We start from the raw sequence: 23,232 nt of genomic DNA, 5'->3' as shown, positions 1-23,232 counted from the left end.
TCTTGTTACGTCCATGCCCGATCAGCCAACTGACGAATCGCATAGCCGACCCCATTTTCATTATTTGTTTTCGTCACTTGATGCGCAATCGCTTTTGCGTCGTCATGACCATTCCCCATCGCTATCGCCATTCCGGCGACTTTGAACATCGGAACATCATTTAAGTTGTCCCCGATGACGGCGACCTCTTCGATTGACACTCCAAGGTGCTTTGCCAGTGTTTTGACCGCTGTTCCTTTATCGGCACCAAGTGCCATGACTTCAATGTTGTCATGACCGGACGACGTCACATAAATTCCGTCCACTTTTTGTTCGATTTCTTTCCAAATCTTTTTCATCAACTCCTGATCAAAAGAGAAGGAAATGAACTTAAAGACCTGCCCTGCTTGGTTACGAATGAATGAGCGGAATCCATCAATCATCTTGACATCTTCATTGACGTAATAACGATTGTGGAAAAAGTCGAGCACATCCTTTGCCCGGTCGCTTTCCTGACTCATTTCCTTGAGCGAATCATAGGCGGCGTCAATCGTTGATCCTTGTGCCGTGACGAGACCTTGGTCACAAAACATCTCAAAAAATACTTCGTATTGGCTGATGATGCCGTAAATTTGTTGCGCTTGCTCAGTTGTCAGCGTCGTCGCACTCAGTTCTTCCCCGTCAACGGTCAAAACGCGCGCTCCGTTCGACGCGATGATCGGACATGTGATCCCTGCCTGATCCGTCAATTCTTTTGCATTTAAGTAGTTTCGTCCTGTCGCAATCGCAAAATCAATGCCTTGTTCTTTTGCAGCTTCAATGGCTGCAATCGTTTCCGGTTCTATTTTCTGTTTACTGGATAACACCGTACCATCCATGTCTGAGATCAATAATTTGATTGCTTTTGCCAAAACGTTCACTCTCCTTTATCTTTTTCCATTTTACTATACCATTTTCAGCATGATATTCCTGTTCCGACCCTTTTGATTCCGCTCAAAGGATCGGAGACAACAATCGGGAAATACTCTCTTTAAACTTAATGAGTCGGGAACGTTTCGCATATTTTTCAGCCGTCAGTTGCTCACAGACGAGACAGTCTGCTTCAAACAGACGGGCCAGTTCTTCTGCAACATGCTGATCGTAGACGATCGAGTTCATCTCAAAATTCAATCTGAAGCTCCGGGCATCGATATTCGTCGTTCCGACGGATGCGATTTCCTGATCGACGACAATCGTTTTCGCATGGAGAAATCCAGGTTCATACGTATAGATTTTTGCTCCATAATCAATTAGTTCCCCTGCTGCCGCTGTCGTCGCCCAGTAGACGAACGGATGGTCCGGCTTGTTCGGAATCATAATTCGGATTTCGACACCTGCCAGTAACGCCATTTTGCAGGCGTCCATATAACTGGTATCCGGAATGAAATAGGGCGACTGGATATAGATCGATTCTTTCGCGGATGAAATCATTTTAATCAGCAGATTTTTGAGATGTTCCGTTTTTGAATCCGGACCCGACGTCACAATCTGCATCGGCAGCTCCTGTTCAATCGAATGGGCGCCATAATAAAAAGCATTTTTTGCCGTATAGCTGTCACTGGCCTGATTCCAGTCCAAAATGAACCGGTCCAGTTGATCATGGACGACTTCTCCTTCTAACCGGAAATGCGTGTCGCGCCAGTAGCCGAATTTTTCGTCGATCCCTAAATACTCCGTTCCGACGTTAAAGCCGCCGATATAACCAATCTTCCCGTCGACGATACATGACTTCCGATGGTTTCGGTTGTTGAGACGGAAGTTGATCAAACCGATTGTCGGCGGAAAAAAAGCGAACACTTCCCCGTTGTATTTCATCAATTCCTTAAAGTCGGACCGTTTCAAATCACGGGAGCCGACCGCATCATAGAGCAACCGGACTTTGATTCCTTGTTTCGCTTTATTTGTCAAAGCGGCAATTAACGCTTGTCCAAGCGAATCCTTTTGAATGATGTAATACTGGATGTTAATTTCGTGTTCCGCATTTACGATGTCGGTCATCATCCGATTAAATTTTTGCTCACCGTCCGATAAAATGACGACCTCATTTTTAAAACTGAGCAACGCATCGTTCGACACTAAATTCATCCGGATCAGTTGGTCATACCGGACGATAGCAGGATGACGCTGTTGTGTCTCGAATTTATCCAATTCGGTTAATTGAAGCGTCACGCGTCGTGATTGTTCTTGTTTTTCCGTTTGTTCGACGTGATAAAAATTTGTTTTTTTCAAGAGACGTCCAAAAAATAAATAAATCAGAAACCCGATCAACGGAACAAAATACAAAATCAGAACCCATGCCCATGTTGCGCCAATGTCTCGTCGTTCCAAAAAAATAACGGTGACGACCGCCAATAAATTCATGATAATCAAGCCGTAAGCCAATATAACGAGCATCGTACTCAACACGTCAAGCACTGGATCTCCTCCTTTGTTCTACCTGTCACCTTTTCCCGCTGCAATGTATAAGGTATTCCTTATTTTCAAAGTAAATAAAACAAAAAAGTGCAGGAAACTCCTAAAAAAGATGGAGTTTCCTGCACTGGATAAGATTTTATGATTCATTGACGGATTCATCCGCGTGGGATTGTTCCAATTCAATTGATTCAACCATTGTTTTTGCACTGGCTACACAATCCGGCAATCCTACCCCGTCATAGGCAAGTCCTGCGAGATAAATGCCGGGATATTGTGCCAATACTTCCTCCCGGACGCGCTGAATTCGATCGGCATGACCGACTGTATATGCAGGAAGACCATCTACCAACCGGCTGATGATGACTTGTTTCGGTTCTAATGCCCGTCCACAAATCTTCTCTAAATCCTGCAACACAGCTTGTTGCAGAACTTCATCTGATTCATAAACCAAATGATCATTGCCCGGTCGACCGACGAATGCACGCAGGACCGTATGATTTGGAGCGGAATGATTCCATTTTTGATCGATCGCCGTACAGGCCGTGATGGAGTACGGTGCCCGTCGATTGACGACAAAACCTGTTCCTTCAATCGGTAACGACTCTTGTTGATCAAAAATCATCGTAATCGTCGCCGTCGAGTGCGTCGTCAACTGTTCAAGCTCCGGCAAGTGGGCATCCGGCAACAATTTGACGACTTGAGGATGCGGAATCGTCAAGAGTACGTAATCTGCATACTCCGGACCATGATCCGTTTTCAACCGGTAGCGTCCGTCTTCACGTGAAATCTCAAGCAATGGCGTTTCCAGCCGCACTTCCGAACGTTCGAGCATCTCTTCCAATCGTTCAATCAATGATTCAAGTCCTGTTTCGAGCGATAAAAACTGTCCCGTCGCTTTGATCGTTGTTTGCGGAGTCTGCGGCAATTGATCGAGCGGACGCATTAAACGCATCCCTTCAAACAATGAACCGGCTTTTTGTTCGTTCGCGACGAATTGGGGATACGTCGCAAACGTACTCATCTGATCGATGTTACCGGCATAGATACCGGACAGCAACGGTTCAATCAATTTTTCCACTAATGCATCCCCGAGTCGCGGACGTAAATACTCTCCGAGCGGAATGTCCTGTTCCGGAATCCTTAACTCATCAGACGGATGCAACAACAAGTCAGCGACTTCCTGTTTTTCCTGTTCTGTCAGTAACGTCGTTTCCCGAAACAGATCAAGATCCGTCGGAATTCCCATGACCGCACCCTTAGGAATCGGGTGAAGGCCACCCGTATCCAAAATAAATGCTTGGGACGTGTTATTTCGGACCAGTTTTTCACCCAGTCCGATTGCTTCAATCAAATCCGTCAAAATATGTTTTCGGGCGACGTAAGAATCCGGTCCACGTTCAATCGTAAAACCATCTTCTCGATACGTCGCGACCTTCCCACCAAGACGTTCTCCAGCTTCAAGCAATGTGATGTTCAAATCGGGAAAAGTACGTTCTGCGTAATAGGCAGCGGCAAGACCAGTAATACCACCGCCGACGATGACGAGACGTTTACTTGACATAACTGCCGACCTGTTTCGAAACAGCCTCGGTGACTGCTCTCATGAAGGCAGGATCTGCATTCGGCATAATCGGACGTGCGTAATGAATACCCAGTTCGTCACAGACGACTTTACACTCATAATCATTATCGAACAGGACTTCCAAGTGATCGGCAACGAATCCGACAGGAACATAGACGAATGCTTCATACCCTTTTGCTTCATAAACGTCACGCGTCAAATCTTGTACATCTGGTCCCAGCCAAGGTTCTGGCGTTTGTCCGGCTGATTGCCAGCCTGTGATCATATGTTCGACACCGGCACGTGCCGCAATCAGGTCTGCTGTCTCTTTTAATTGTTCCGGGTACGGATCACCGTTCGCGATGATTTTTTCCGGTAAACTGTGTGCGGACACGACCAAGACCGCTTTTTCTTCCGGTACCGGTAATGCATCAAACGTTTTCCGGATTTCTTTACCCCACCAGTCAATGAACGCTTCTTCTTTGTACCATGACTCAACAGAAGCCAAATGAATGCCGTGTTTATCTGCCACTTCTTTCGCCCGACCGTTGTATGAACGGATGCTGAACGTCGAGTAGTGCGGTGCAAGTACGACAGTGACTGCTTCTGTGATGCCGTCTTTCGCCATTTGTTCTACAGCATCTTCGACGAATGGTTCGATATGCTTCAGACCCAAATACAGCTTGAATTCGATTTCACCCGCATATTTTTCCGACAATTGGCGGTGTAATTCTTCCGCTTGATCAATCGTGACTTGCGCCAGTGGTGAAACACCACCGATTGCTTCATACCGTTCTGTCAGTTCAGCCAATGCTTCTGGAGACGGTTTGCGTCCACGACGGATGTGTGTGTAATAACGTTCGATGTCTTCCGGTTTATACGGCGTACCATACGCCATGACGAGTAATCCTAATGTTTTCATTTCGCTACCTCCATTTTTTCTTTCGAGTAATCATGGATATATGCAGTGAGACGTTTTAAGACTTCCGGATCCACCTCCGGGAAAATTCCATGTCCTAAGTTAAAGATGAAACCGGGACGTTTCATTCCCATATCAAGGATTTCTTTTGTTTTTGCTTCGAGAATCTCCCATGGGGCAAGCAGATAAGATGGATCAAGATTTCCCTGTAAGGTTTTCGTCAGTCCGCGTTCACGTGCTGCATCTACCGACAACCGCCAGTCGAGTCCGACGACATCCAGCGGCAGATCGTGCCACTCTTCCGCCAAATGACTTGCTCCAACGCCAAACATGATCATCGGAACGCCCGTTTCTTTCAATTCCGTGAAAATACGCTCCATCGTCGGTTTGATATACAGAACATAATCATTCCGGCTCGTCGTACCAACCCACGAATCGAAGATTTGGAATGCCTGGATGCCGGCATCGACTTGTGCTTTGATATAATCGATGACCATATCTCCGAGTTTCTCCATTAAAGCATGCCATACATCAGGATGACCATACATCAATGCTTTCGTTTTATGGTAGCCTTTTGACGGACCACCCTCGATCATATAGCTGGCCAATGTAAACGGCGCCCCCGAAAAACCGATTAACGGAACTTCGAGACGTTCACGCAACAGTTTAATCGTCTCGAAAATGTAGGGAATATCTTCTTTTTTAAATGGTTGGAGCGCTTGAACATCGTCCATTGTCCGAATCGGATTTGCAATGACAGGACCAATGCCGCTTTTAATCTCTACGTCGACACCCATCGAAGGCAATGGCGTCATAATATCTTTATAGAGAATCGCTGCGTCGACTCCCAACTGCTTCACTGGTAGTTCTGTGACATATGCGCATAACTCAGGATCATGTGTAATCTCAAACAGTGTCCGTGTCTTCTTGATTTCACGATACTCCGCTTGATACCGACCTGCTTGTCGCATATACCAGACCGGTACATGGCTTACCTCTTCGCCACGAATGGCCCGCAAAAATGTATCATTAAATTTTTTCATCATAACTACCCCTTTATACTCGTTCTAACGCCCCAAAATAACGCACGATAAGTTTGTGAACACAGAAACATTATATCTGAAATTCAGAACGGTGTGCCAATAAATCGTTTACAAAATTACAGTTCTGTTACCCGTTCATCAAATGTTCACCGTTTCTTATAGAGTCCGAAAGCAGCATTCAACTGTCCACGGATCAAATCCGAACGTTGTTGTTCCGTTACTTTCCGTTCTTTTTCACGGATTTCGTGTGTCCGCCATCCGTCTTCGATCTTTTCCGCAACTTCTACCAATCGTTCAATGTCTGTAAACGAGTACTTTCGTGTTTTTCCGTTCGTCCGCTCTGGAAAAATCAATTTCCGTTCTTCATAGTAACGAATTTGACGTTCCGACAAACCGGTTAATTCGCAGACAATCCCAATCGTCATCACCTTCTTCTCCCGGTAATTCATCTTCGTCACTCCTTTCCTTCAAAATACCATGTCAGATTTTCTGACACAAGACGTTTCTTGGAAAGGATTTCCGTCTAAAGTAAACACATACTTTAAATTGATAAAGGAGGAACGATGATGAATTTAGAAGAAATGTTAGTTTCGGTTGATACGTTTTATGTCTTATTCGCTACCTTACTCGTCTTTACAATGCAGATTGGATTTTTATTACTCGAAACAGGAATGTTGCGGGCTAAAAATGCCGGGCATGTCGCGGTTAAACAATTAATCAGCTTCTCCGTTGCCGCCCTTGCCTTTTGGGCGATCGGCTTCGGACTGACGTTCGGAGATGGTCCAGGTTTAATCGGAACAGAAGGATTCTTCCTTCAAGGAGGGTTTTCAAGCCTTGACTGGTCAAATGTAACAATCGATGTCAAGTTCCTCTTCCAACTGTCATTTGTCGCCGTATCCCTCGCGATCGCTTGGGGTGGTTTTGCGGAACGGGCAAAACTATCCGTCTACTTGTTGTTCGGGACGTTCTTCGTCGCCATCATCTATCCGATCATCGCCCGTTCGGTTTGGGCCGGCGGCTTCCTTGGTTCTCTCGGAATGCAGGATTTTGCCGGTTCGACCGTCGTCCACTTACAAGGTGGGATTGCCGCTCTCGTCGCTGCTCTGATCCTGAAAAAACGGATTGGTGCGGAACAAACACCTTTACTCGGTCATAACGTCATCTACTCCGTCGTCGGGGCTTTCATTCTTTGGTTATGTTGGTTTGGATTCAATGCCGGTTCGACGTTAACGATCGCTGACGGATTCTTCAGCTATGTCGCCTTGACGACATTACTTGCGACAGCTGCTGGTGCTCTTGGTGCGCTCGCCATTTCCTTTTGGCACCGCCGGGTCGCAGATATCCCGTCGATCATCAACGGCGTCTTAGCCGCCCTTGTTGCCATCACTGCGGCTTGTGCCTTCGTCGAGCCATGGGGAGCCGTCGTCATTGGCTTCCTGGCCGGAGTCATCACGTACGGAACAAGCATCCTGCTTGCCCGTCGTGTCGATGATCCATTGTGTGCTTTCTCTGTTCACGGTGTGGCCGGAATTTGGGGCACACTCGCTACCGGATTCTTCGCTTCGCCGAGACTGGTTGAAATCACAGGAATTGGACAAGCCGGACTGTTTTACGGCGGTGGATTTACACAACTTGGGGTTCAAGCCCTTGGTGTCGTCTTCGCAGTCGTCGTAGTCAGTGTCTTAAGTTATGCCTTCCTCAAGTTGCTCGACGTAACCATCGGTCTCCGGATCACACGGGAAGACGAACTGCGTGGACTCGATGTTGCCGAGCACGGACAGGCTTCTTACGACCTTCCTGCACCGGTCAACAAAGAGTTGCATCCTGAGTATGAACAGGAAGAATCGACCGAAAAAGTCAATTGAGCGGTATCCTCAAATCCCCCTTTGCCGTAATGGCAGAGGGGGATTTTTTCTTTGATACTACAGTTATTTTTTTCTGGCGTAATATTCAGCAACAACGAGTGCCAAAACAGCACCTGCGACGACGGTCGGAAAACCGCTGATCAGATACCCGATCAATGTCAAAATCAACACTTGTAAAAACGACATAATCCGAAGAACTTTCCGTTTTGAAGCCGTCGCATCTCCAAACGGCAGTAAGCGGGTCAACAGATGCGAGTCGATCGCCCGTGTAAACGGAGCCAATTGAAAGCTCGTCAGTCCGCTGAAGGCTGGTACAGCAAGAACGACTAACCATTCATTGTCTTTTCCAAGCCACATGAAGACGGCTCCGATTAAGGTCAAACGAACAATCAAACCGATCCCGTCCGTGCTTCGAATGAATTGTTTCATGTACAGATAGTCAAATGTCCGGTTACGGTCAAACCCGATTTTTTCTACCAAAAGACTTAGGAGACGTCGGCGCTTATATGTCGTCGACAATCGTGGGACATCGACAAACCAGTTTGCGATGCGGTAAAAACGGTCACGTGATTCCTGTTCCAGTGCAATCCAGTCCATCAACGGTAACTGATCCTGTTTTTTCAAATGAAGTGTCAGCAATAACAAACTCGTCACCACGATGCTGAATGAACCCATTCCCAGCATGACGAGAACGCCGGCACCGGTTGCATATAAGAGGACTATTCGATGACCGACCCCTTCGAGTTTCGATAAGTTAGCTGCGGCACCAATCATGCTTAGGGCTGCAAACAAACTGAACAATCCGATCGGTGAAGTTTCTTCTGTCCGAACGTATAAGACTGCGACAGCGAGAAACGGGATGACTGCCCGGATCATGCCAAATAGAGCATTATAGGTTCGAACCCGCTTCATGTAACCGGTAAGATGTGGCAGACTCGGAAGCAAAAAGACTTGGTCCGCTTCGGTTAAAAAGGTTCGTGTCGAGCGATAAAAGGCTAAGAAGATGAACAGACTTCCCATGACCAGATTTCCGGGGAATGACGGATCCAGTTGATCTAAAAATCGTCCGTACACGACAAGGCCGTACAAGACGACGAAATAGACGGTAAACAGCAACCCGCCGTTCGCCATATACCGGGTATATTTTGTCATTTCCGCCATAGCAGCCTGGTATCGTGTACTCCATAAAACGGAACTTGTCATCGTTCGGCCTCCTCGATGGCCGCGACATAGATATCATCAAGGGAGCCGTCCTTCAAATCGTACCGGTCTCGAAGTTCTCCGGTTGTTCCTTCTGCAGCGATTCGCCCTTCATGCAGTAAGATGAACCGATTGCAATGACGTTCTGCCGTCTCCAGGATATGCGTCGACATCAGGATTCCTTTCCCATCTGCTTTTAATTCACTGAAAATCGTTAACAATTCACGAATGGCGAGCGGATCCAGTCCGACGAACGGTTCATCGACGATTAACAACTCACTGCCCGTCACCAAAGCGCAGAGAATCATTGCTTTTTGTTTCATCCCTTTGGAAAAAACACTCGGAAACCACTCTAACTGTTTAGTCATTCGAAGCCGGGTTGCATAATGATCGATTCGTTCCTGAGCTTTTTTTTCCTCAACTGCATATCCTTGCGCCATCAAGCGCAAATGTTCACGTAAAGTCAATTGTTCATACAACATCGGTTGCTCTGGAATGTAGGCGACTTGTTTCCGGTATGTTTGTTCATCCTGTTCTAAACTGACACCGTTGATCAAGATTTCTCCTGACTTGACCGGCAACAAACCGAGGATATGTTTAATCGTCGTTGATTTTCCGGCACCGTTCAGACCGATTAAGCCGACCAGTTCTCCTTGGTTTACCGATATATTGATATCATGGAGGACTTTTTTTGCTCCATATCCTCCTGATAACTCATTTATTTTTAACAACACTCTCATCGACTCCCTTCATTAACCATCCTAGACAATTCAATCTCACTTTTCTAGTTTGAGTCATTTTTTTATTAAGAAAAGGTTTGAATACATCTTTTTACGGTAATTACTCTAAGTGTAATCGTTACATCAATATATGAAAACGACTTACAAAAATTGAAAGTAGCATTTTAAATACGAGTTTCGCTAAGAGGTAACTGGTATAATCGTCTAGCCATTTTAATTTTAACGTTTTTACCTCGCTGGTTGAAATGATTGTTTTAAATGCTTTTATCTTTCAATGTGTTTACAACTGCCTGAAAACAGGTAAATCTAAAGTAAGAAAAGGAGGGTTCCAAATGGGATTCTTATGGGCTTTAATCGTCGGTGGATTAATCGGTTGGGTAGCTAGTCTCATCATCGGAAAAGACGTACCAGGTGGTATCATCGGTAACATCGTCGCTGGTTTTGTCGGAGCAATGATCGGTCAAGCAATCTTCGGTACAATGGGACCAGATATCGCTGGTTTCGCTATTATTCCAGCTATCTTAGGTGCTATCATCTTAATCTTCATCGTGTCATTGATTCTTCGTTCAGTACGTCGTAAATGATTTATTGAAATAATGATTAGTATTTAAATTTTATTGAAGGAGTGTTTTTAAATGGGATTCTTATGGGCTTTAATTGTCGGTGGATTAATCGGTTGGATCGCTAGTCTAATTATTGGTAAAGATGTACCGGGCGGCATCATCGGTAACATTATCGCAGGTTTTGTTGGTTCAATGATCGGACAAGCTATTTTCGGTTCAATGGGACCTACTATCGGCGGATTTGCAATCATTCCAGCTATTCTTGGTGCAATCATCTTAATCTTCATCGTATCGTTGATTCTCCGTTCAGTACGTCGTAAATAATTTAAACTACTAAAACTAAAAGGAGTGTTTTAAATGGGATTCTTATGGGCTTTAATCGTTGGTGGTATTATTGGTTGGTTAGCAAGTCTTATTCTCGGTAAAGATGTACCAGGTGGAGTTATCGGTAACATCATCGCAGGTTTTGTCGGTTCAATGATCGGACAAGCTCTTTTCGGAAGTTGGGGACCGTCAGTTGCCGGTTTCGCAATCGTACCAGCTATCCTTGGTGCAATTATCTTAATCTTAATCGTTTCGTTCATCCTTCGTGCGGTCAACAAACGATAATCTGGTTTACTGTAAAAAAACCACTAAAGACGTCATGTCTCTAGTGGTTTTTTTGTTTGATCTGCGGATTTTTTTTAGTTACGTAACTCCAGCCACATTTTACCTGATCGTTCAATGACACGTTTTTCTAACTTGATATTCAACCACCCTAACAAGTCGTCAAAAAAGCTTGATGGGTATTTCCAGACCGTCCCGACTGATTCGGTCGATTTAGATTCCGGCTTGCCGGCGACTGCTTCGAGCTCAGACGTTGTTTTATTCAAATCAATTAAGATACTTTTGACTTCCTGATTCTCATACGCCATTTCAAATCCGTCATATATCGTTTTATTGGCCATCTGGTTTGTCGGAGGGCCAAATGATTTTTCTACTTCGGATTGGCTTCGGCCGATATAATCCGTCATCTGTTCGACCGTCTTACCGGTTCTTGCCTTCACTTCCGCTTCGAGCAGCTTCTCGATATCGACACCGTATTGTTCCTTCTTATCCGGTGCAATCTGTTGTGCCAGTTTAAAGACAACCGTCGTCGTTCTCTGATCTCCTATTTGAACGGTCTCAGTCGCCTGTCCCGTCTTTCCGTTCGCTTCCACGCGTGCTGACACCTCATACTCGCCCGGAAAACGTTTAATGGTTAAGGGAGCCTCTTGATCCGCATTACCTGCTGGCGCATCATCGATTGAAATGGACGCCGTTTCCGTATCAACCTTCACTTCCAGTGTCTGTTTATTCAAATGCAAAGCGTACGTGTCGAACCAAAATCGTCCCGGCTGTTTTTTTAATGAAAATAAATCTTGTTGCTTAGTTCGTTTTGTTTCTTTCGGATAATTGTTTTGATCAGATTTAATTTCGGCTACAGTTCGTTCAAGCCGTTCCGGGTCTGCCTTAAACCATTTCATGAGCTGATTTGTTTCCGCAAGCTTTAACGGTTTGTTGTTGAGATACACTAATTGTTGAAACGTTTCCCGGTCTTGTTCCTGTACCGTCTTTTGAAACACTTGATCTGTCTGTTGCCGTTCGGCAGCCGGTTTGAGTTGACTCCATCCAATCCAAGCAATCAGACCAGCGAGTACAATAATTCCCACGATGAGTCCGATTCGCTGATTTTGTCTTTTCTTTTTTTCATATACAGTGATGCGAGACGGCATCTTCGTTTCCCCTACCTTCTTTTTTAGGATTTCCTTTAGTTTAGAAACCCTTCATATCCTTGTCAATTGCCCGCAAGACCGATTCAGTCGAGTATACTGAAGCTATATCCATCTGAAGGAGTGAGTCCATTGCAAAAAGAAAACTGTATTTTCTGTAAGATTGCCAACCACGAGATCCCAAGCCATAAAGTTTTTGAAAATGAAGAAGTTTTGGCTTTTCTCGATTTATCACAAGTAACGAAAGGTCATACGCTTGTCATTCCAAAACAGCACGCTGATAACGTCTACGATTTATCCGCAGAAAGTGCACAGGCTGTTTTTGCAACCATTCCGGAAATCAGTCGTGCTTTACAACAGGAAACAGGTGCTGCCGGAATGAACCTTTTATCGAACACCGGGAAAGTTGCCGGACAATCTGTTTCTCACTTCCATCTCCATCTCATTCCGCGCCACGACAAACACGATGGCTTTGGTGCGAAATGGGAAGTGCACAATGAAGAGTATACGGCTGAAGAATTGGCAACAATCGCCGAATCCATTAAAAATCGTCTCTGACGGTACCCAAAACCGTTCAATTACTGACTCATTTTAGAAATATTGCCGAAATAGGTTTCTAATATCGAATTTTCGGTAAAATAATACGAAACAAATATTTTAATATCAAAAGGAGGTAAAACTATGTCGAAGCGTCCCCATCGTAACTGGGTCGCTTTTGGTGCTACGCTGTCGCTTGTGACTTTTTACGGTTTGAAGGCGCTTCGCCAAGGTACTAAAAGTGACTCTTCGAATGGTAAACAACGTCGAAATTCTTATTCTACAATCGTAACGAACGTGCAGGATTTGACGCAAGAGGGAAAGAATCTAATAGAGACAGCCAAACTTTCTGGTACGACTTTTAAAGAGGAAGTTACAAGAGATGTCTCCCAGTATCAGTCAGAGGTTCAAGAATCACTCGCACGTCTTCAGAAATTTGCTGATGAGGCAAAACAAGACGTCGATCATCTTACTCCCCAACAATAACGGTCCGCTGCTTCGATTTGTTTTTGTATAGTTTGCATTTTGCGCGTTTGAGCCATTGTCACCTTTCGAAAGGATGAGTCAGATATGGAACACGAAAAATTATATCCTGGACAAGAAGCACTGTTATACAGTCATAAAATTGTCCAATTGAGCAAAGCACTATGGAAAACGGTAGAAAAAGATTGGCAAAATTGGATCAAACCCTTTGATTTAAATATTAATGAACACCATATTTTATGGATTTCCCATGCACTGGGTGGTGCCTCGATTTCTGAAATCGCCAAATACGGTGTGATGCACGTCTCGACTGCATTCAACTTCTCTAAAAAATTAGAAGACCGTGGACTTTTGACGTTTTCAAAAAAGGAGACGGATAAACGAAATACCTACGTCCAACTGACCCCGGAAGGCGAAAGTCTGTTACTTGAGACGATTCAAGCATTCCGCCCAGAAGAGAACGGTGTTTTCCGTGCTTCGTTACCACTCCAGGAACTTTACGGTAAATTCCCAGAGCTGACAGACATATCAGCAATCGTTCGCCGTCTTTACGGCGACAGCTTCATGGACATTTTTGCCGAGACATCAAAAATGATTACAGAAGAAGCAGACCGGCGTCCACAAGACCCGGTGATCGACTCGATCAAAAAAGCATGACCTTTGCATGAATTCTTCGAGTTAACGTTCTAAGCCTTGAGGCCTAGGACGTTTTTTCTGTCTTTTGAAAGTAACGTTCCCTTTACCGTTCTGTCTCAAAACGTTGCGATGCCTCACAATTTCCCACAAAAATAGTCCTCCCCTCCTGTACTTGATGTGATAGCATGGTGTAAGAGCAAATCACTTTCGATTTTGCGGAAAGCTGTCAAGATAACGAAGATATGATATGATAGAACGGTTGAAATAAATGGTAAATTAGGGGTGTATGTATGAAAAAGAAACTTTTAAGTGTAGCAGCAGTGGCAAGTGTATTCACATTAGCAGCATGTGGTTCAAATGACGAAGCTGTCATCAACTACAAAGGTGGAGAAGTCAATAAAGCGGACGTCCAAGACGAGGCGTACCAAAAAGCAGGTGCACAAATTGCTTTCCAACAAACGATGAACAAACTGCTTGAAAAAGAATACGGTAAAAAAGTAACAGATAAAGAAGTAGAAGCTGAAGTCAAGAAAACAAAAGATCAGTTCCCAGATAAAGAACAGTTCAATACGACACTTCAAACAGCCGGTATTAAAAGCGAAAAAGAATTCGAAAAAGTGCTTCGGACACAAATGCTCTTAACAGAAGCAAAATCAGCAAAATCAAAAGTTACGGATAAAGAAATCGAAGAGCGTTTCAATCAGGAAAAAGTGGAAGTAAAAGCGAGCCACATTCTTGTTGAAAAAGAAGCAGATGCAAAAGCAATCAAGAAACAACTTGATGAAGGCGGCGATTTTGCTAAAATCGCTAAAGCTAAATCAACGGATACTGGTAGCGCAACAAAAGGTGGAGATCTTGGATACTTCACAAAAGGTAAAATGGTCGAGGAATTCGAAAATTATGCGTTCAAGGATGGCGTTGAAGGTAAAATTTCTGACCCGATCAAAACACAATTCGGATATCACATCATTAAAGTAACAGACCGTAAAGAGAAAAAAGACTTTACGCTCGAAAAAGAATCCGATCGAATCAAAAAGGCATTAGCTGAAGAAAAAGCAGCTCAAGTCAATCCAAACGACATCTACCGTTCATTGATGAAGAAGTACGACGTTAAAATCGAGAACAAAGACTTCAAGGATGCGTTTGACCTCGATAAGCAAGAACAACAACAAATGCAACAACAGATGCAACAGCAACAACAATAAGCGTAAAAATCCCTGCTTCCATCATGGAAGGCAGGGATTTTTTTGGTTATGCTTTTATTCCTATTAACGAATCGGAGCCCGTTCATATTGTTTCGGTAAACTGACCTCGTCTTTGAGTTCTGCTGCCGCATGGTAGACCCAGTACGGTTGACGCAAAAGTTCACGGGCAAGCAGGATGACATCCGCCCGTTCACTGCGAATGATTTCTTCTGCAAGCGTCGCCGTCGTAATCAGACCGACGGCTCCTGTCTTGATTCCAGTGGCTTGTTTGATTTCAGCTGCATACGGCACTTGATAGCCGGGATACACATCCGGAACTGCATTGGCAACAACCGCTCCAGAACTGCAATCGAGCAAATCGATCTTTCGTTTTAACAGTTCCTCGGCTAACGGAATATAATCCGTCGCCGTCATCCCGCCTGTTGCATGGTCTGCTGCTGAAATCCGGACCCATAATGACAAGTTGGTTTTTGCTTGAACTTCATCAATGATTTCAAGCAAAAAGCGCATCCGATTTTCCATTGATCCACCGTATTGATCTTGGCGTTTATTCGACAACGGGGATAAGAATGTATTAATCAAATAGCCGTGCGCTCCATGTAATTCGATGAAATCATAACCCGCTTGTTCGACACGAAGTGCCGCCTCGACGAATTGTTGTTTGATGACATCGATTTCCTCCACAGTCAGTTCATGCGGATGGTCGTATGAATCATCAAATCCGATTGCTGATGGTGCGACAGGCGGTTTAGCCGTCGTACTTTTCCGCCCGGCATGCGCCAGCTGAATGCCTGCTTTTGCCCCCGCCGCTTTCACTTGATCTGCAATGCGACGAAGTCCGTCGATATGTTCATCCGACCAAACACCTAGATCACCTGCTGAGATTCGTCCGTCCGGTGTGACAGCCGTTGCCTCTAAGATGACACCTCCAACGCCCCCAACAGCACGTGAGGCATAGTGTGTGACATGCCAATCGGTTACAAGGCCATCGTCTTTCGCACTATACATACACATTGGTGCCATGATGACACGATTCCGGAAGGACAGTCCCCCGATTTGGATTGCTTCGAACAGTTTGGTTTTCATGAAGTTCACTCCTCTGATCAATTTCAAATTCTTTTGAATCACTTCAAGTCATCTCTTCATAGCTTGGGACGATAAAACGATCGATTATCTAACGCAAATGACCGTTCAGAAAATTGTCCGGGCTCGACATACTCAAGCAAACGGTCCATCATCGTCATTCGCGCATCCAGATTATCAATCAAAAATAATACTTCGGCTTCACGCATCTGTGGTGCGACAGCCGATCCCCACTCCGGACGGCCATGGTGACTCAGGACTAAATGTTGTAAGACCGTCAACACTTCTGCATCGATGTGTAACTCCGCCCCGACTTTTTCCAGTTCTGCGACCATTAATGAGATATGTCCGACAAGCTTTCCGGGAAGCGTGTATTCCGGTGTCACAGGATCAGACAGCTCCTTGATTTTTGCGTAGTCATGCAGGACGACACCTGCAATCAACAAATCACGATTTAACGTAGGATAAAGACGGGCAATTTGGTCAGCCAGTTTTAGCATCGACAGGACATGATACGATAAACCGGAATAAAATGCATGGTGGTTTTTGACTGCGGCTGGATGTGTGAAATACGCATCGAAGTCCTTGATGACCAGATGCTTGACCAGCTTCTTCATCTCGGCATGTTGCATCGATTCGATGAAGCCAAGTACTTCCGTTTCAATCTGTTCCCGCGGAAGAGGAGCCGATTGAATGTAGTCTTCCACATTCGTATCGTCCAGGACAGTAATTTGCTTCAGTTTCAATTGTGTTCGTCCTCGGTAATCCATCACTTCACCTGCCGCGTGGACGATAAACTTCGGTGCATATTTTTCAAGATCACTCGTATCCCACATCTTTGTTTCAATTTCTCCCGTTTTATCTGCTAAAATCAATGTCAGATAAGGTTTTCCGTTTGCAGCAATTCCTTTTAATGCCTGCTTGATCATGACCCGTTGATCGAGCATTTCTCCAACTGCTAACTGACCGATACCTTTCATTTCACAACACATCCTTTTTATTTATCTAGACTCATTTTGATTTGGAACTGTTACATAGTTCTCTGACTGTCAGACGTCACTCTACCATTCTACTATATAGGAGCTCAAAACATGGAATCCGACTCACTCTTTACATGGCATCGTTTTTTAACACTTGCTGAATTTGAAGAATACTTTCATTCTGAAACACCAACCGATGCCTTTAAGTTGGACTGGCTGAATCAACTCTCGACAAAAGATATGAACTTTACACGTGTCGAACTCGATTTATTGTACGGCTCCATCGTAACCTGGCAAAATCCGGCTGATAAAAGTGACCGCCGCTCCATCTGTTATTATCTTTCACCTACGGAACTGATTACAATCGGCTTATCGGAACATACGGTTTCCTTAATTGAACCGTTCGAGACTACGACCCCCTTCGAAGCTTTTTATGCCCTGTTATCACTTCAAATGAATACCTATTTCCCGGGAATCGATGCTTTTGAAACCGAACTGTTTTTGAGACAAGATGAGCTTCGGGGAAGCATCGACGAAAATTCGCTTGATAGCATTTTTGGCTTACGCGATACCATCGAAAACTGGTCCGACTTGGTCGTCCCGTTCCGTGAGCTTGTTTTAGCAGGTCCCGAAGCTTTCGTTCGGCAAAATACGTATACGGAGGCTTTACCTTACCAACTGGCTGAAAAACGGGTGCAACGTCTGTTGATGCTGATTGAACACTATCAAAAAGATATTGAAGTATTGCTCGATCTGTCGACAACCGTTTCGAACTTCAGAGGAAATGAAATCATGAAAGCTTTGACGATTTTCACAGCCGTCGCCACACCGATGATGGCGCTCGGTGCGATTTGGGGAATGAATTTTAAAAACATGCCCGAACTTGACTGGAAATACGGATATGCCAGTGCCCTCTTTTTGATTTTCCTTACGACCGGCGGAATCTTTTATTGGATGAAACGCCGCGGCTGGTTAGGAGCGCTCGTCCGGATGCCGAATAAAAAATCGCGACTAAAAAAATAGATAACAGAACATAAGTTCGTTATACTAAGTGTAACGAATTAACGGATTGAAAGAAAGGAGGAGACGATGATGGGACGAAAAATCATTCATGTCGACATGGACGCGTTTTATGCTTCTGTCGAACAGCGCGATCGACCACATTTAAAAGGTGTTCCTGTCATCGTCGGTGGTCCTCCTCATGCGCGGGGTGTCGTTGCGACCTGTTCGTATGAAGCACGCAAATACGGCATTCACAGTGCGATGCCGTCACGGCGAGCGTTTCAGCTCTGTCCGCGGGCCGTTTTTCTGCGTCCCCGTTTTGAAGTGTACCGTGCGGTCAGTGCCCAAATCATGGAGTTGTTTCTTGAGATCACACCTCTTGTCGAACCGCTGTCGTTAGATGAGGCCTATCTGGACGTCACAGAAAACAACCTGCAGATGACAAGTGCGACGCATATTGCCCAGTACATCCTGGCTGAAATCAAACGACGGACAGGTTTGACTGCTTCCGCCGGCGTATCAAACTCAAAGCTTGTCGCTAAAATTGCTTCCGGCCATCAAAAGCCAAACGGATTAACCGTGTTGCCTCCGGATGATGTTTTACCTTTTTTATCCGGATTAAAGATCGGGGATTTACACGGAGTCGGAAAAGTCACGGAGCAAACACTTCAGAAACATGGTTTCCAAACGGTCGCAGATATTCAACAATCGCCGATAGCTGAACTGCGGGGATTGCTCGGTCGGGACCGGGGAACCGAACTGTATACGATGGCGCACGGTCAAGACGAGCGAATGGTCCGTCCGCACCGGGAACGGAAATCCATCGGCTCTGAAAGTACCTTCGAAGAAGATACAGAAGATATCGATACCATTTTCGAAACGCTAAAACGCGAAGCACTGTCCGTCGTCAAAACACTGAACCAAAAAGAACTGGTCTGCCGGACCGTCACGATTAAATGGAAGACTGAAGATTTCCAGTCGCGTTCTAAACGTTATACGTTTTTAGAAGAAACGGCTGATGAAGAAACGTTACTCCGGGTGACGACCAAACTGTTTAATGAAATTGAATTTAAAGGTCCGATCCGCCTGATTGGTATGAGCGTCAGTCATCTTGAAACCCCACCCCTCTCCAAACAGTTAACGTGGCAAGACATTGATTCCTACTTGTAAAATGAATATCTATTCATTACACTTAAGTTAGTCATTTCGGATAAGGAGGAATCAGCCATGCTTTATACGATTACCGCATTTTCAGATCGAGGACAAACGTTACTGGATGATACCTTTGACGCTCCCTCCGATTCTGAGGCACGTCAAGAAGGTATCCGCCGCCTGAAAGAAGCAGACTTGGAGCACCGCGGGGCACGTGTGACCCGCGCCGGACAACTGATTCATTTTGAACGGGCTTACCTCCCACGCCTGGTTCCAACGGAAAAAACATTATAAAAAAAGCCTCGTTCCGATAAAACGGAAGCGAGGCTTTCTCATGATGTTACTGAACGTCGTCTTGATTTTGTTCCATCATCGGTGCGTATAGTTCTTCGAGTGGCTTCATGATAATCTGTGTCACTTCCGTCAACATCGTGTGCATACGTTGTTCTTCCTGCATCAGTTGACCAATCAATGGATTGTTTTGGACTTCCAGCATCTTCGCTTGTGCCGATGCCATATCCTCAGGTGTGATTTCTTCACCTTGCATTTGTTTTTGTTGTAACTCAAGTTGCACGTTGCGGAATGAAGCGAATAGCTCATTTGACATTGGATCCGCATTGACTTGCGCGTACAAATCCTTCAGTGTCGTGTATTCTGATGTTTCGCGTAGTGCACGTTCTAGCGTGTAAGCATGATCGTATAAGTTTGTTTCAGACATCTTTGAACCCTCCAATTTTGTTAAACGATAAGAAGTATCGCTTGTATCATTCCAATTAAACCACCTAATAGTCCTCCAAGCCAAGTGATAGCCCGGAATTCTCTTCTTGAAATCGACAAGACGATTTCTTCCAGATACGCGGTATCGAGTAAATCGACTTCCTCCCGAACAATCGTTTCGAGATCAAGTGTCGCCATGATTCGTTCGACTTGTTCGACTAGACGGACTACCACTTGTTTAGAAAGCATCGGAACCATTTCTTGACTGATCCGGGCTTCAAGCGGTTGCAGTAGTTGATATAATTGCGTATCCCATAATTTCGTCAATGGAATACGCGTTAAGATCTCTGATTTCATCCGCTCGATGATTTGTCGTTCCGTCTCCGCTCCAAGCAGTTCTTCAACCGGCCGCTCTAGTAACACACTGATTTCTTGTTCGACCATTTCACTGATGAACTGGTGTGTCGACTTTCCTTGTATTACCCGTTTGAGTTCCGGTTGAATCATTTCCACGAGATTGACATTAGCCAGCAACATCCCGAACATGCCTCCGCCTAATTTACTTTGAATGAACTGAGCGACTGTTTCTTCCAGTTTCATTCTTCCGGCAGGACTGTCAAAGTACTGTTCGGTCTGGTGAAGTAATGCTTCAACAATCCCGGGAACCGCTGCCTTGATTTTTGTCGTTCCGCCATCCCCGATGACTTCTGTTAAACGTGCTGTTTTAATCGAAACAGCCATCGTTGCTAGTTCCTGATCAATCCGCTGTTCCATTTGATGTTGTAACTTACCTTCCGGATTCGTGACAAATCGTTCAGCAATTTCGCGAATCGTTTTCGTCGAGCGCGTCCACTTCTGTAACTCCTGCTGAATCATCCGGGTAATGGCTTCATATACGACCGGTTGCTGAAGCCGCTTGCTGATTCCTTCCGGAGTCAATAAATGTTTGACGACTGTTCGTCCGAGATTCGCCGCTAGTTCGTCACGACGTTTTGGAATTAAACCCGGTGTAAATGGAATGCGGTACTTGCCGATATACTTTGCTTCAAGCGGACGAAATAACATCCGGATTGCAAGATGATTGGTGATTGCTCCAATCAATGCTCCAATGATGATCATTCCAATCATCTTTATGACCAAATCAACTTCTACTTGCATAGATCCTCGTTCCTTCCGATTTTGGTATTGTGGTAAAGTCTTAGTAGAACTTTTTAGGGAGGCGCCTCGTATGTTACATCAATTAACCGTCTTATTTAAGGATCATCTCTCCACCGATCCTACCGTGTACTGTACCGATAAGTATACCGTATATCAGTTAGCCGATGGACTTCGTTTCGGGATTGAAAATATGATTCTTACCCCTCGTGAACTCGACTTACTCGACCTGATTGCAGAACGGGTCGTTACGTCTGATTCCGATCAGATTGTCACGTGGCGTCATCGGTTGGAACAACAGCACAGTGAAGAAGCAGACCCGTTTCGGATGATTCATTTCTTATTTGAACAACTTGACGTCCGGACCGGCGAAGATTTGCAACAACTGCTGACTTCTTTTTTTCATCCGTCGAGTTGGATCATCCCGTTAACATCCAATCGTCTTGTCGTCATTGAACGGGAAGAGTCTGTCACAGAAAATGATTTACATGATTTTTTTACAGCTCTCCAGTCTGATTTTCTGATGGACGGCAAGGTCTTGATCGGCCAACAACGCCAATCCGGAGACCTGGCAGCTCAATTCCGGTTAGAGCAGGCTGCTTTACGTGAACTTCCCTTATTACACATTGAACGGTTCCTGCCTGCCCTGATGCGGTTGACGTTACTGTCGACAGATATCCGCGATGACTTGATCGAACGGTTCATCACACCGCTCGAACGCGAATCACGCGAGACGATTGATGCCTTTTGCCGCGCCAACTTGAATGTTTCACTGACGGCTAAACATCTCTTTTTACATCGAAACAGTCTTCAGTACCGGCTCGACCGGCTCACGGAACAGACGGAAATCGATATCCGGTCGTTCGAGGGTGCGATGTTTCTTTATACGCTTCTTCTTGTAGCATAGTGACCAAATGATAACGTTTACATTCAGGCATGTTGTCCATATGATTTTCGTACCAGTTCTCCTATACTAAGTCTTGTAAGCGTTATAGTAACCGATTACTTAATTTACAGGAGGATGTACACATGGCAGATATTCGTCTTGAGCATATTGATAAAGTTTATTCAGGAACAGCAAAAGCAGTGGATGATTTTAACCTTCATATTAAAGATAAAGAATTCATCGTTTTCGTCGGACCATCAGGTTGCGGTAAATCGACGACATTACGGATGATTGCCGGTCTCGAAGAAATTTCAGGCGGAGATTTCGTCATCGATGGAAAACGAATGAATGATGTAGCACCTAAAGATCGCGATATCGCAATGGTCTTCCAAAACTATGCCCTTTATCCACATATGAACGTATATGACAACATGGCATTTGGTCTGAAACTTCGGAAGTTCCCGAAAGACGAAATCAAACAGCGTGTCGACAATGCAGCACGTATTCTCGGACTCGAAGAATATTTGGAGCGTAAACCGAAAGCCCTCTCTGGTGGACAACGTCAGCGTGTCGCAATCGGCCGTGCCATCGTCCGTGATGCGAAAGTCTTCCTGATGGATGAGCCGCTCTCGAACTTGGATGCTAAACTACGTGTTCAGATGCGTAAGGAAATCATCCAGTTGCACAAACGTCTTGAAACGACGACGATTTATGTGACGCACGATCAGACGGAAGCGATGACCCTTGCGACTCGGATCGTCATCATGAAAGCCGGACTCATTCAACAAGTCGGAACACCAAAAGAAGTATACGACCACCCGGATAACATGTTCGTTGCTGGTTTCATCGGTTCGCCGTCAATGAACTTCCTGACAGGTAAACTCGCGGAAGACGGTCTCTTCCATGTCACAGGTACAGAAGAGAAATTTGAAGTTCCTGAAGGTAAGATGAAAGTCCTCCGCGAACGTGGCTACACAAGTAAAGATCTTGTTCTCGGAATCCGTCCGGAAGATATTCATGCTGAGTTGATCTATCAAGATACACAGACAGCTCACCGTTTCCCGGCACACATTGAAGTATCTGAGCTCATGGGAGCCGAGTCTTACCTCTATTCAAAAGTCGGTAACCAAGCGTTCACAGCACGTGTCGACTCGCGTTCACACGTCGAGATGGGTTCAGATTTAGACCTCTTCTTCGACATGACAAAAGCGCATTTCTTCGATGCAGCAACAGAAGCAACAATCCGTTAATCTTTAAGAGTTCAGTAACCGCAGTCAGGCTGTCCATTCGTGGGCAGTCTTTTTTATTGACAGACGTTCCT

The 23,232-nt window shown here is 45.1% G+C and carries 26 protein-coding genes; 13 read left to right on the top strand and 13 right to left on the bottom strand.

Translation table 11 applies throughout. The features are described 5' to 3' along the window. Window positions 1-5: 5 nt before the first annotated feature. The 6 genes from HNY42_RS05105 to HNY42_RS05080 all read right to left on the bottom strand — a co-directional run bounded on the left by HNY42_RS05105 (window position 6) and on the right by HNY42_RS05080 (window position 6,405). Window positions 6-899 carry a Cof-type HAD-IIB family hydrolase gene (locus tag HNY42_RS05105; protein WP_255508424.1) on the bottom strand — a complete coding sequence of 298 codons (894 nt, stop codon included), beginning with the start codon at window positions 897-899 and terminating at the stop codon, window positions 6-8. 73 nt (window positions 900-972) lie between these two features. Further along, window positions 973-2,433, bottom strand: a complete 1,461-nt coding sequence (cls, locus tag HNY42_RS05100) for a cardiolipin synthase (protein WP_255508423.1) — start codon at window positions 2,431-2,433, stop codon at window positions 973-975. 136 nt (window positions 2,434-2,569) lie between these two features. Beyond that, on the bottom strand, window positions 2,570-3,994 hold the full coding sequence (gene hemG / locus HNY42_RS05095; protein WP_188005202.1) for a protoporphyrinogen oxidase: 1,425 nt from the start codon (window positions 3,992-3,994) through the stop codon (window positions 2,570-2,572). After that, window positions 3,984-4,916 carry a ferrochelatase gene (gene hemH / locus HNY42_RS05090; RefSeq protein ID WP_188005201.1) on the bottom strand — a complete coding sequence of 311 codons (933 nt, stop codon included), beginning with the start codon at window positions 4,914-4,916 and terminating at the stop codon, window positions 3,984-3,986. The genes hemG and hemH overlap by 11 nt, the downstream gene beginning before the upstream one ends. Then, window positions 4,913-5,959, bottom strand: a complete 1,047-nt coding sequence (gene hemE, locus HNY42_RS05085; protein ID WP_131503869.1) for a uroporphyrinogen decarboxylase — start codon at window positions 5,957-5,959, stop codon at window positions 4,913-4,915. The genes hemH and hemE overlap by 4 nt, the downstream gene beginning before the upstream one ends. Window positions 5,960-6,102: 143 nt before the next feature. After that, a complete protein-coding gene (locus HNY42_RS05080) occupies window positions 6,103-6,405 on the bottom strand; it encodes a MerR family transcriptional regulator (RefSeq protein WP_012369603.1) in 303 nt (100 codons plus the stop codon). A 117-nt stretch (window positions 6,406-6,522) separates the two neighbouring features. Between HNY42_RS05080 and HNY42_RS05075 the strand changes: the two genes are divergently transcribed. Next, entirely contained in the window at window positions 6,523-7,821 is a 1,299-nt protein-coding gene (locus HNY42_RS05075) for an ammonium transporter (RefSeq protein ID WP_165871663.1), read from the top strand. 63 nt (window positions 7,822-7,884) lie between these two features. Here the strand turns inward: HNY42_RS05075 and HNY42_RS05070 are convergent, their stop codons facing one another. Both HNY42_RS05070 and HNY42_RS05065 read right to left on the bottom strand, forming a co-directional pair. Further along, on the bottom strand, window positions 7,885-9,024 hold the full coding sequence (locus HNY42_RS05070) for an ABC transporter permease (protein ID WP_131503867.1): 1,140 nt from the start codon (window positions 9,022-9,024) through the stop codon (window positions 7,885-7,887). After that, complete coding sequence (locus HNY42_RS05065) at window positions 9,021-9,761, bottom strand: ABC transporter ATP-binding protein (protein ID WP_114596501.1); 741 nt, start codon at window positions 9,759-9,761, stop codon at window positions 9,021-9,023. Before HNY42_RS05065 ends, HNY42_RS05070 begins: the two co-directional genes overlap by 4 nt. Before the next feature lie 332 nt (window positions 9,762-10,093). On the opposite strand from HNY42_RS05065, the gene HNY42_RS05060 reads away from it, so the two are divergent. From HNY42_RS05060 to HNY42_RS05050, 3 genes are read left to right on the top strand one after another with little or no spacing between them, the layout of a single operon-like run. Beyond that, window positions 10,094-10,345 carry a GlsB/YeaQ/YmgE family stress response membrane protein gene (locus HNY42_RS05060; protein ID WP_026829092.1) on the top strand — a complete coding sequence of 84 codons (252 nt, stop codon included), beginning with the start codon at window positions 10,094-10,096 and terminating at the stop codon, window positions 10,343-10,345. A 51-nt stretch (window positions 10,346-10,396) separates the two neighbouring features. Next, window positions 10,397-10,648: a GlsB/YeaQ/YmgE family stress response membrane protein gene (locus HNY42_RS05055; protein WP_012369598.1), complete on the top strand. Its 252-nt coding sequence runs from the start codon at window positions 10,397-10,399 to the stop codon at window positions 10,646-10,648. A 33-nt stretch (window positions 10,649-10,681) separates the two neighbouring features. Then, a complete protein-coding gene (locus HNY42_RS05050; RefSeq protein ID WP_012369597.1) occupies window positions 10,682-10,933 on the top strand; it encodes a GlsB/YeaQ/YmgE family stress response membrane protein in 252 nt (83 codons plus the stop codon). A 74-nt stretch (window positions 10,934-11,007) separates the two neighbouring features. On the opposite strand, the gene HNY42_RS05045 is transcribed toward HNY42_RS05050, so the two are convergent. Then, window positions 11,008-12,078, bottom strand: a complete 1,071-nt coding sequence (locus HNY42_RS05045) for a TcaA second domain-containing protein (RefSeq protein WP_188005200.1) — start codon at window positions 12,076-12,078, stop codon at window positions 11,008-11,010. 129 nt (window positions 12,079-12,207) lie between these two features. On the opposite strand from HNY42_RS05045, the gene HNY42_RS05040 reads away from it, so the two are divergent. From HNY42_RS05040 to HNY42_RS05025, 4 genes are all read left to right on the top strand, one after another. Further along, complete coding sequence (locus tag HNY42_RS05040) at window positions 12,208-12,633, top strand: HIT family protein (RefSeq protein WP_131503865.1); 426 nt, start codon at window positions 12,208-12,210, stop codon at window positions 12,631-12,633. Window positions 12,634-12,756: 123 nt separating this feature from the next. After that, the gene (locus HNY42_RS05035) at window positions 12,757-13,098 is read left to right on the top strand and encodes a hypothetical protein (RefSeq protein ID WP_131503864.1); all 342 of its coding nucleotides are present in this window, start codon (window positions 12,757-12,759) and stop codon (window positions 13,096-13,098) included. Between the two features lie 84 nt (window positions 13,099-13,182). After that, entirely contained in the window at window positions 13,183-13,752 is a 570-nt protein-coding gene (locus HNY42_RS05030; RefSeq protein ID WP_012369593.1) for an HTH-type transcriptional regulator Hpr, read from the top strand. Window positions 13,753-14,021: 269 nt separating this feature from the next. After that, window positions 14,022-14,936 carry a peptidylprolyl isomerase gene (locus tag HNY42_RS05025; protein WP_131503863.1) on the top strand — a complete coding sequence of 305 codons (915 nt, stop codon included), beginning with the start codon at window positions 14,022-14,024 and terminating at the stop codon, window positions 14,934-14,936. 63 nt (window positions 14,937-14,999) lie between these two features. Here the strand turns inward: HNY42_RS05025 and namA are convergent, their stop codons facing one another. Beyond that, the gene (namA, locus tag HNY42_RS05020; RefSeq protein WP_131973264.1) at window positions 15,000-16,022 is read right to left on the bottom strand and encodes an NADPH dehydrogenase NamA; all 1,023 of its coding nucleotides are present in this window, start codon (window positions 16,020-16,022) and stop codon (window positions 15,000-15,002) included. A 56-nt stretch (window positions 16,023-16,078) separates the two neighbouring features. Further along, complete coding sequence (locus HNY42_RS05015) at window positions 16,079-16,999, bottom strand: HD domain-containing protein (protein ID WP_131503861.1); 921 nt, start codon at window positions 16,997-16,999, stop codon at window positions 16,079-16,081. Window positions 17,000-17,110: 111 nt separating this feature from the next. Here HNY42_RS05015 and HNY42_RS05010 point away from each other — a divergent pair, with 111 nt between their 5' ends. From HNY42_RS05010 to HNY42_RS05000, 3 genes are all read left to right on the top strand, one after another. Next, a complete protein-coding gene (locus tag HNY42_RS05010) occupies window positions 17,111-18,022 on the top strand; it encodes a magnesium transporter CorA family protein (RefSeq protein WP_131503860.1) in 912 nt (303 codons plus the stop codon). Between the two features lie 69 nt (window positions 18,023-18,091). Further along, window positions 18,092-19,171 (top strand): DNA polymerase IV, encoded by a 1,080-nt coding sequence (dinB, locus tag HNY42_RS05005; RefSeq protein ID WP_251135825.1) that lies wholly within the window; start codon window positions 18,092-18,094, stop codon window positions 19,169-19,171. A gap of 57 nt (window positions 19,172-19,228) precedes the next feature. Next, entirely contained in the window at window positions 19,229-19,447 is a 219-nt protein-coding gene (locus tag HNY42_RS05000) for a YhzD family protein (protein ID WP_131503858.1), read from the top strand. Window positions 19,448-19,493: 46 nt separating this feature from the next. On the opposite strand, the gene HNY42_RS04995 is transcribed toward HNY42_RS05000, so the two are convergent. Both HNY42_RS04995 and HNY42_RS04990 read right to left on the bottom strand, forming a co-directional pair. Continuing rightward, the gene (locus HNY42_RS04995) at window positions 19,494-19,871 is read right to left on the bottom strand and encodes a YlbF/YmcA family competence regulator (protein WP_012369586.1); all 378 of its coding nucleotides are present in this window, start codon (window positions 19,869-19,871) and stop codon (window positions 19,494-19,496) included. A 20-nt stretch (window positions 19,872-19,891) separates the two neighbouring features. Beyond that, window positions 19,892-21,028 carry a DUF445 family protein gene (locus HNY42_RS04990; RefSeq protein ID WP_131503857.1) on the bottom strand — a complete coding sequence of 379 codons (1,137 nt, stop codon included), beginning with the start codon at window positions 21,026-21,028 and terminating at the stop codon, window positions 19,892-19,894. 70 nt (window positions 21,029-21,098) lie between these two features. Between HNY42_RS04990 and HNY42_RS04985 the strand changes: the two genes are divergently transcribed. Next, window positions 21,099-21,932: a PucR family transcriptional regulator gene (locus tag HNY42_RS04985; RefSeq protein ID WP_188005199.1), complete on the top strand. Its 834-nt coding sequence runs from the start codon at window positions 21,099-21,101 to the stop codon at window positions 21,930-21,932. Between the two features lie 122 nt (window positions 21,933-22,054). Continuing rightward, on the top strand, window positions 22,055-23,161 hold the full coding sequence (locus HNY42_RS04980; protein WP_026829104.1) for an ABC transporter ATP-binding protein: 1,107 nt from the start codon (window positions 22,055-22,057) through the stop codon (window positions 23,159-23,161). The last annotated feature ends 71 nt before the right edge of the window (window positions 23,162-23,232 follow it).

The organism is Exiguobacterium sp. Helios, assembly GCF_014524545.1.
In the GTDB taxonomy this organism is placed as follows: domain Bacteria; phylum Bacillota; class Bacilli; order Exiguobacteriales; family Exiguobacteriaceae; genus Exiguobacterium_A.
This window is presented reverse-complemented; position numbering and strand designations above follow the sequence as displayed.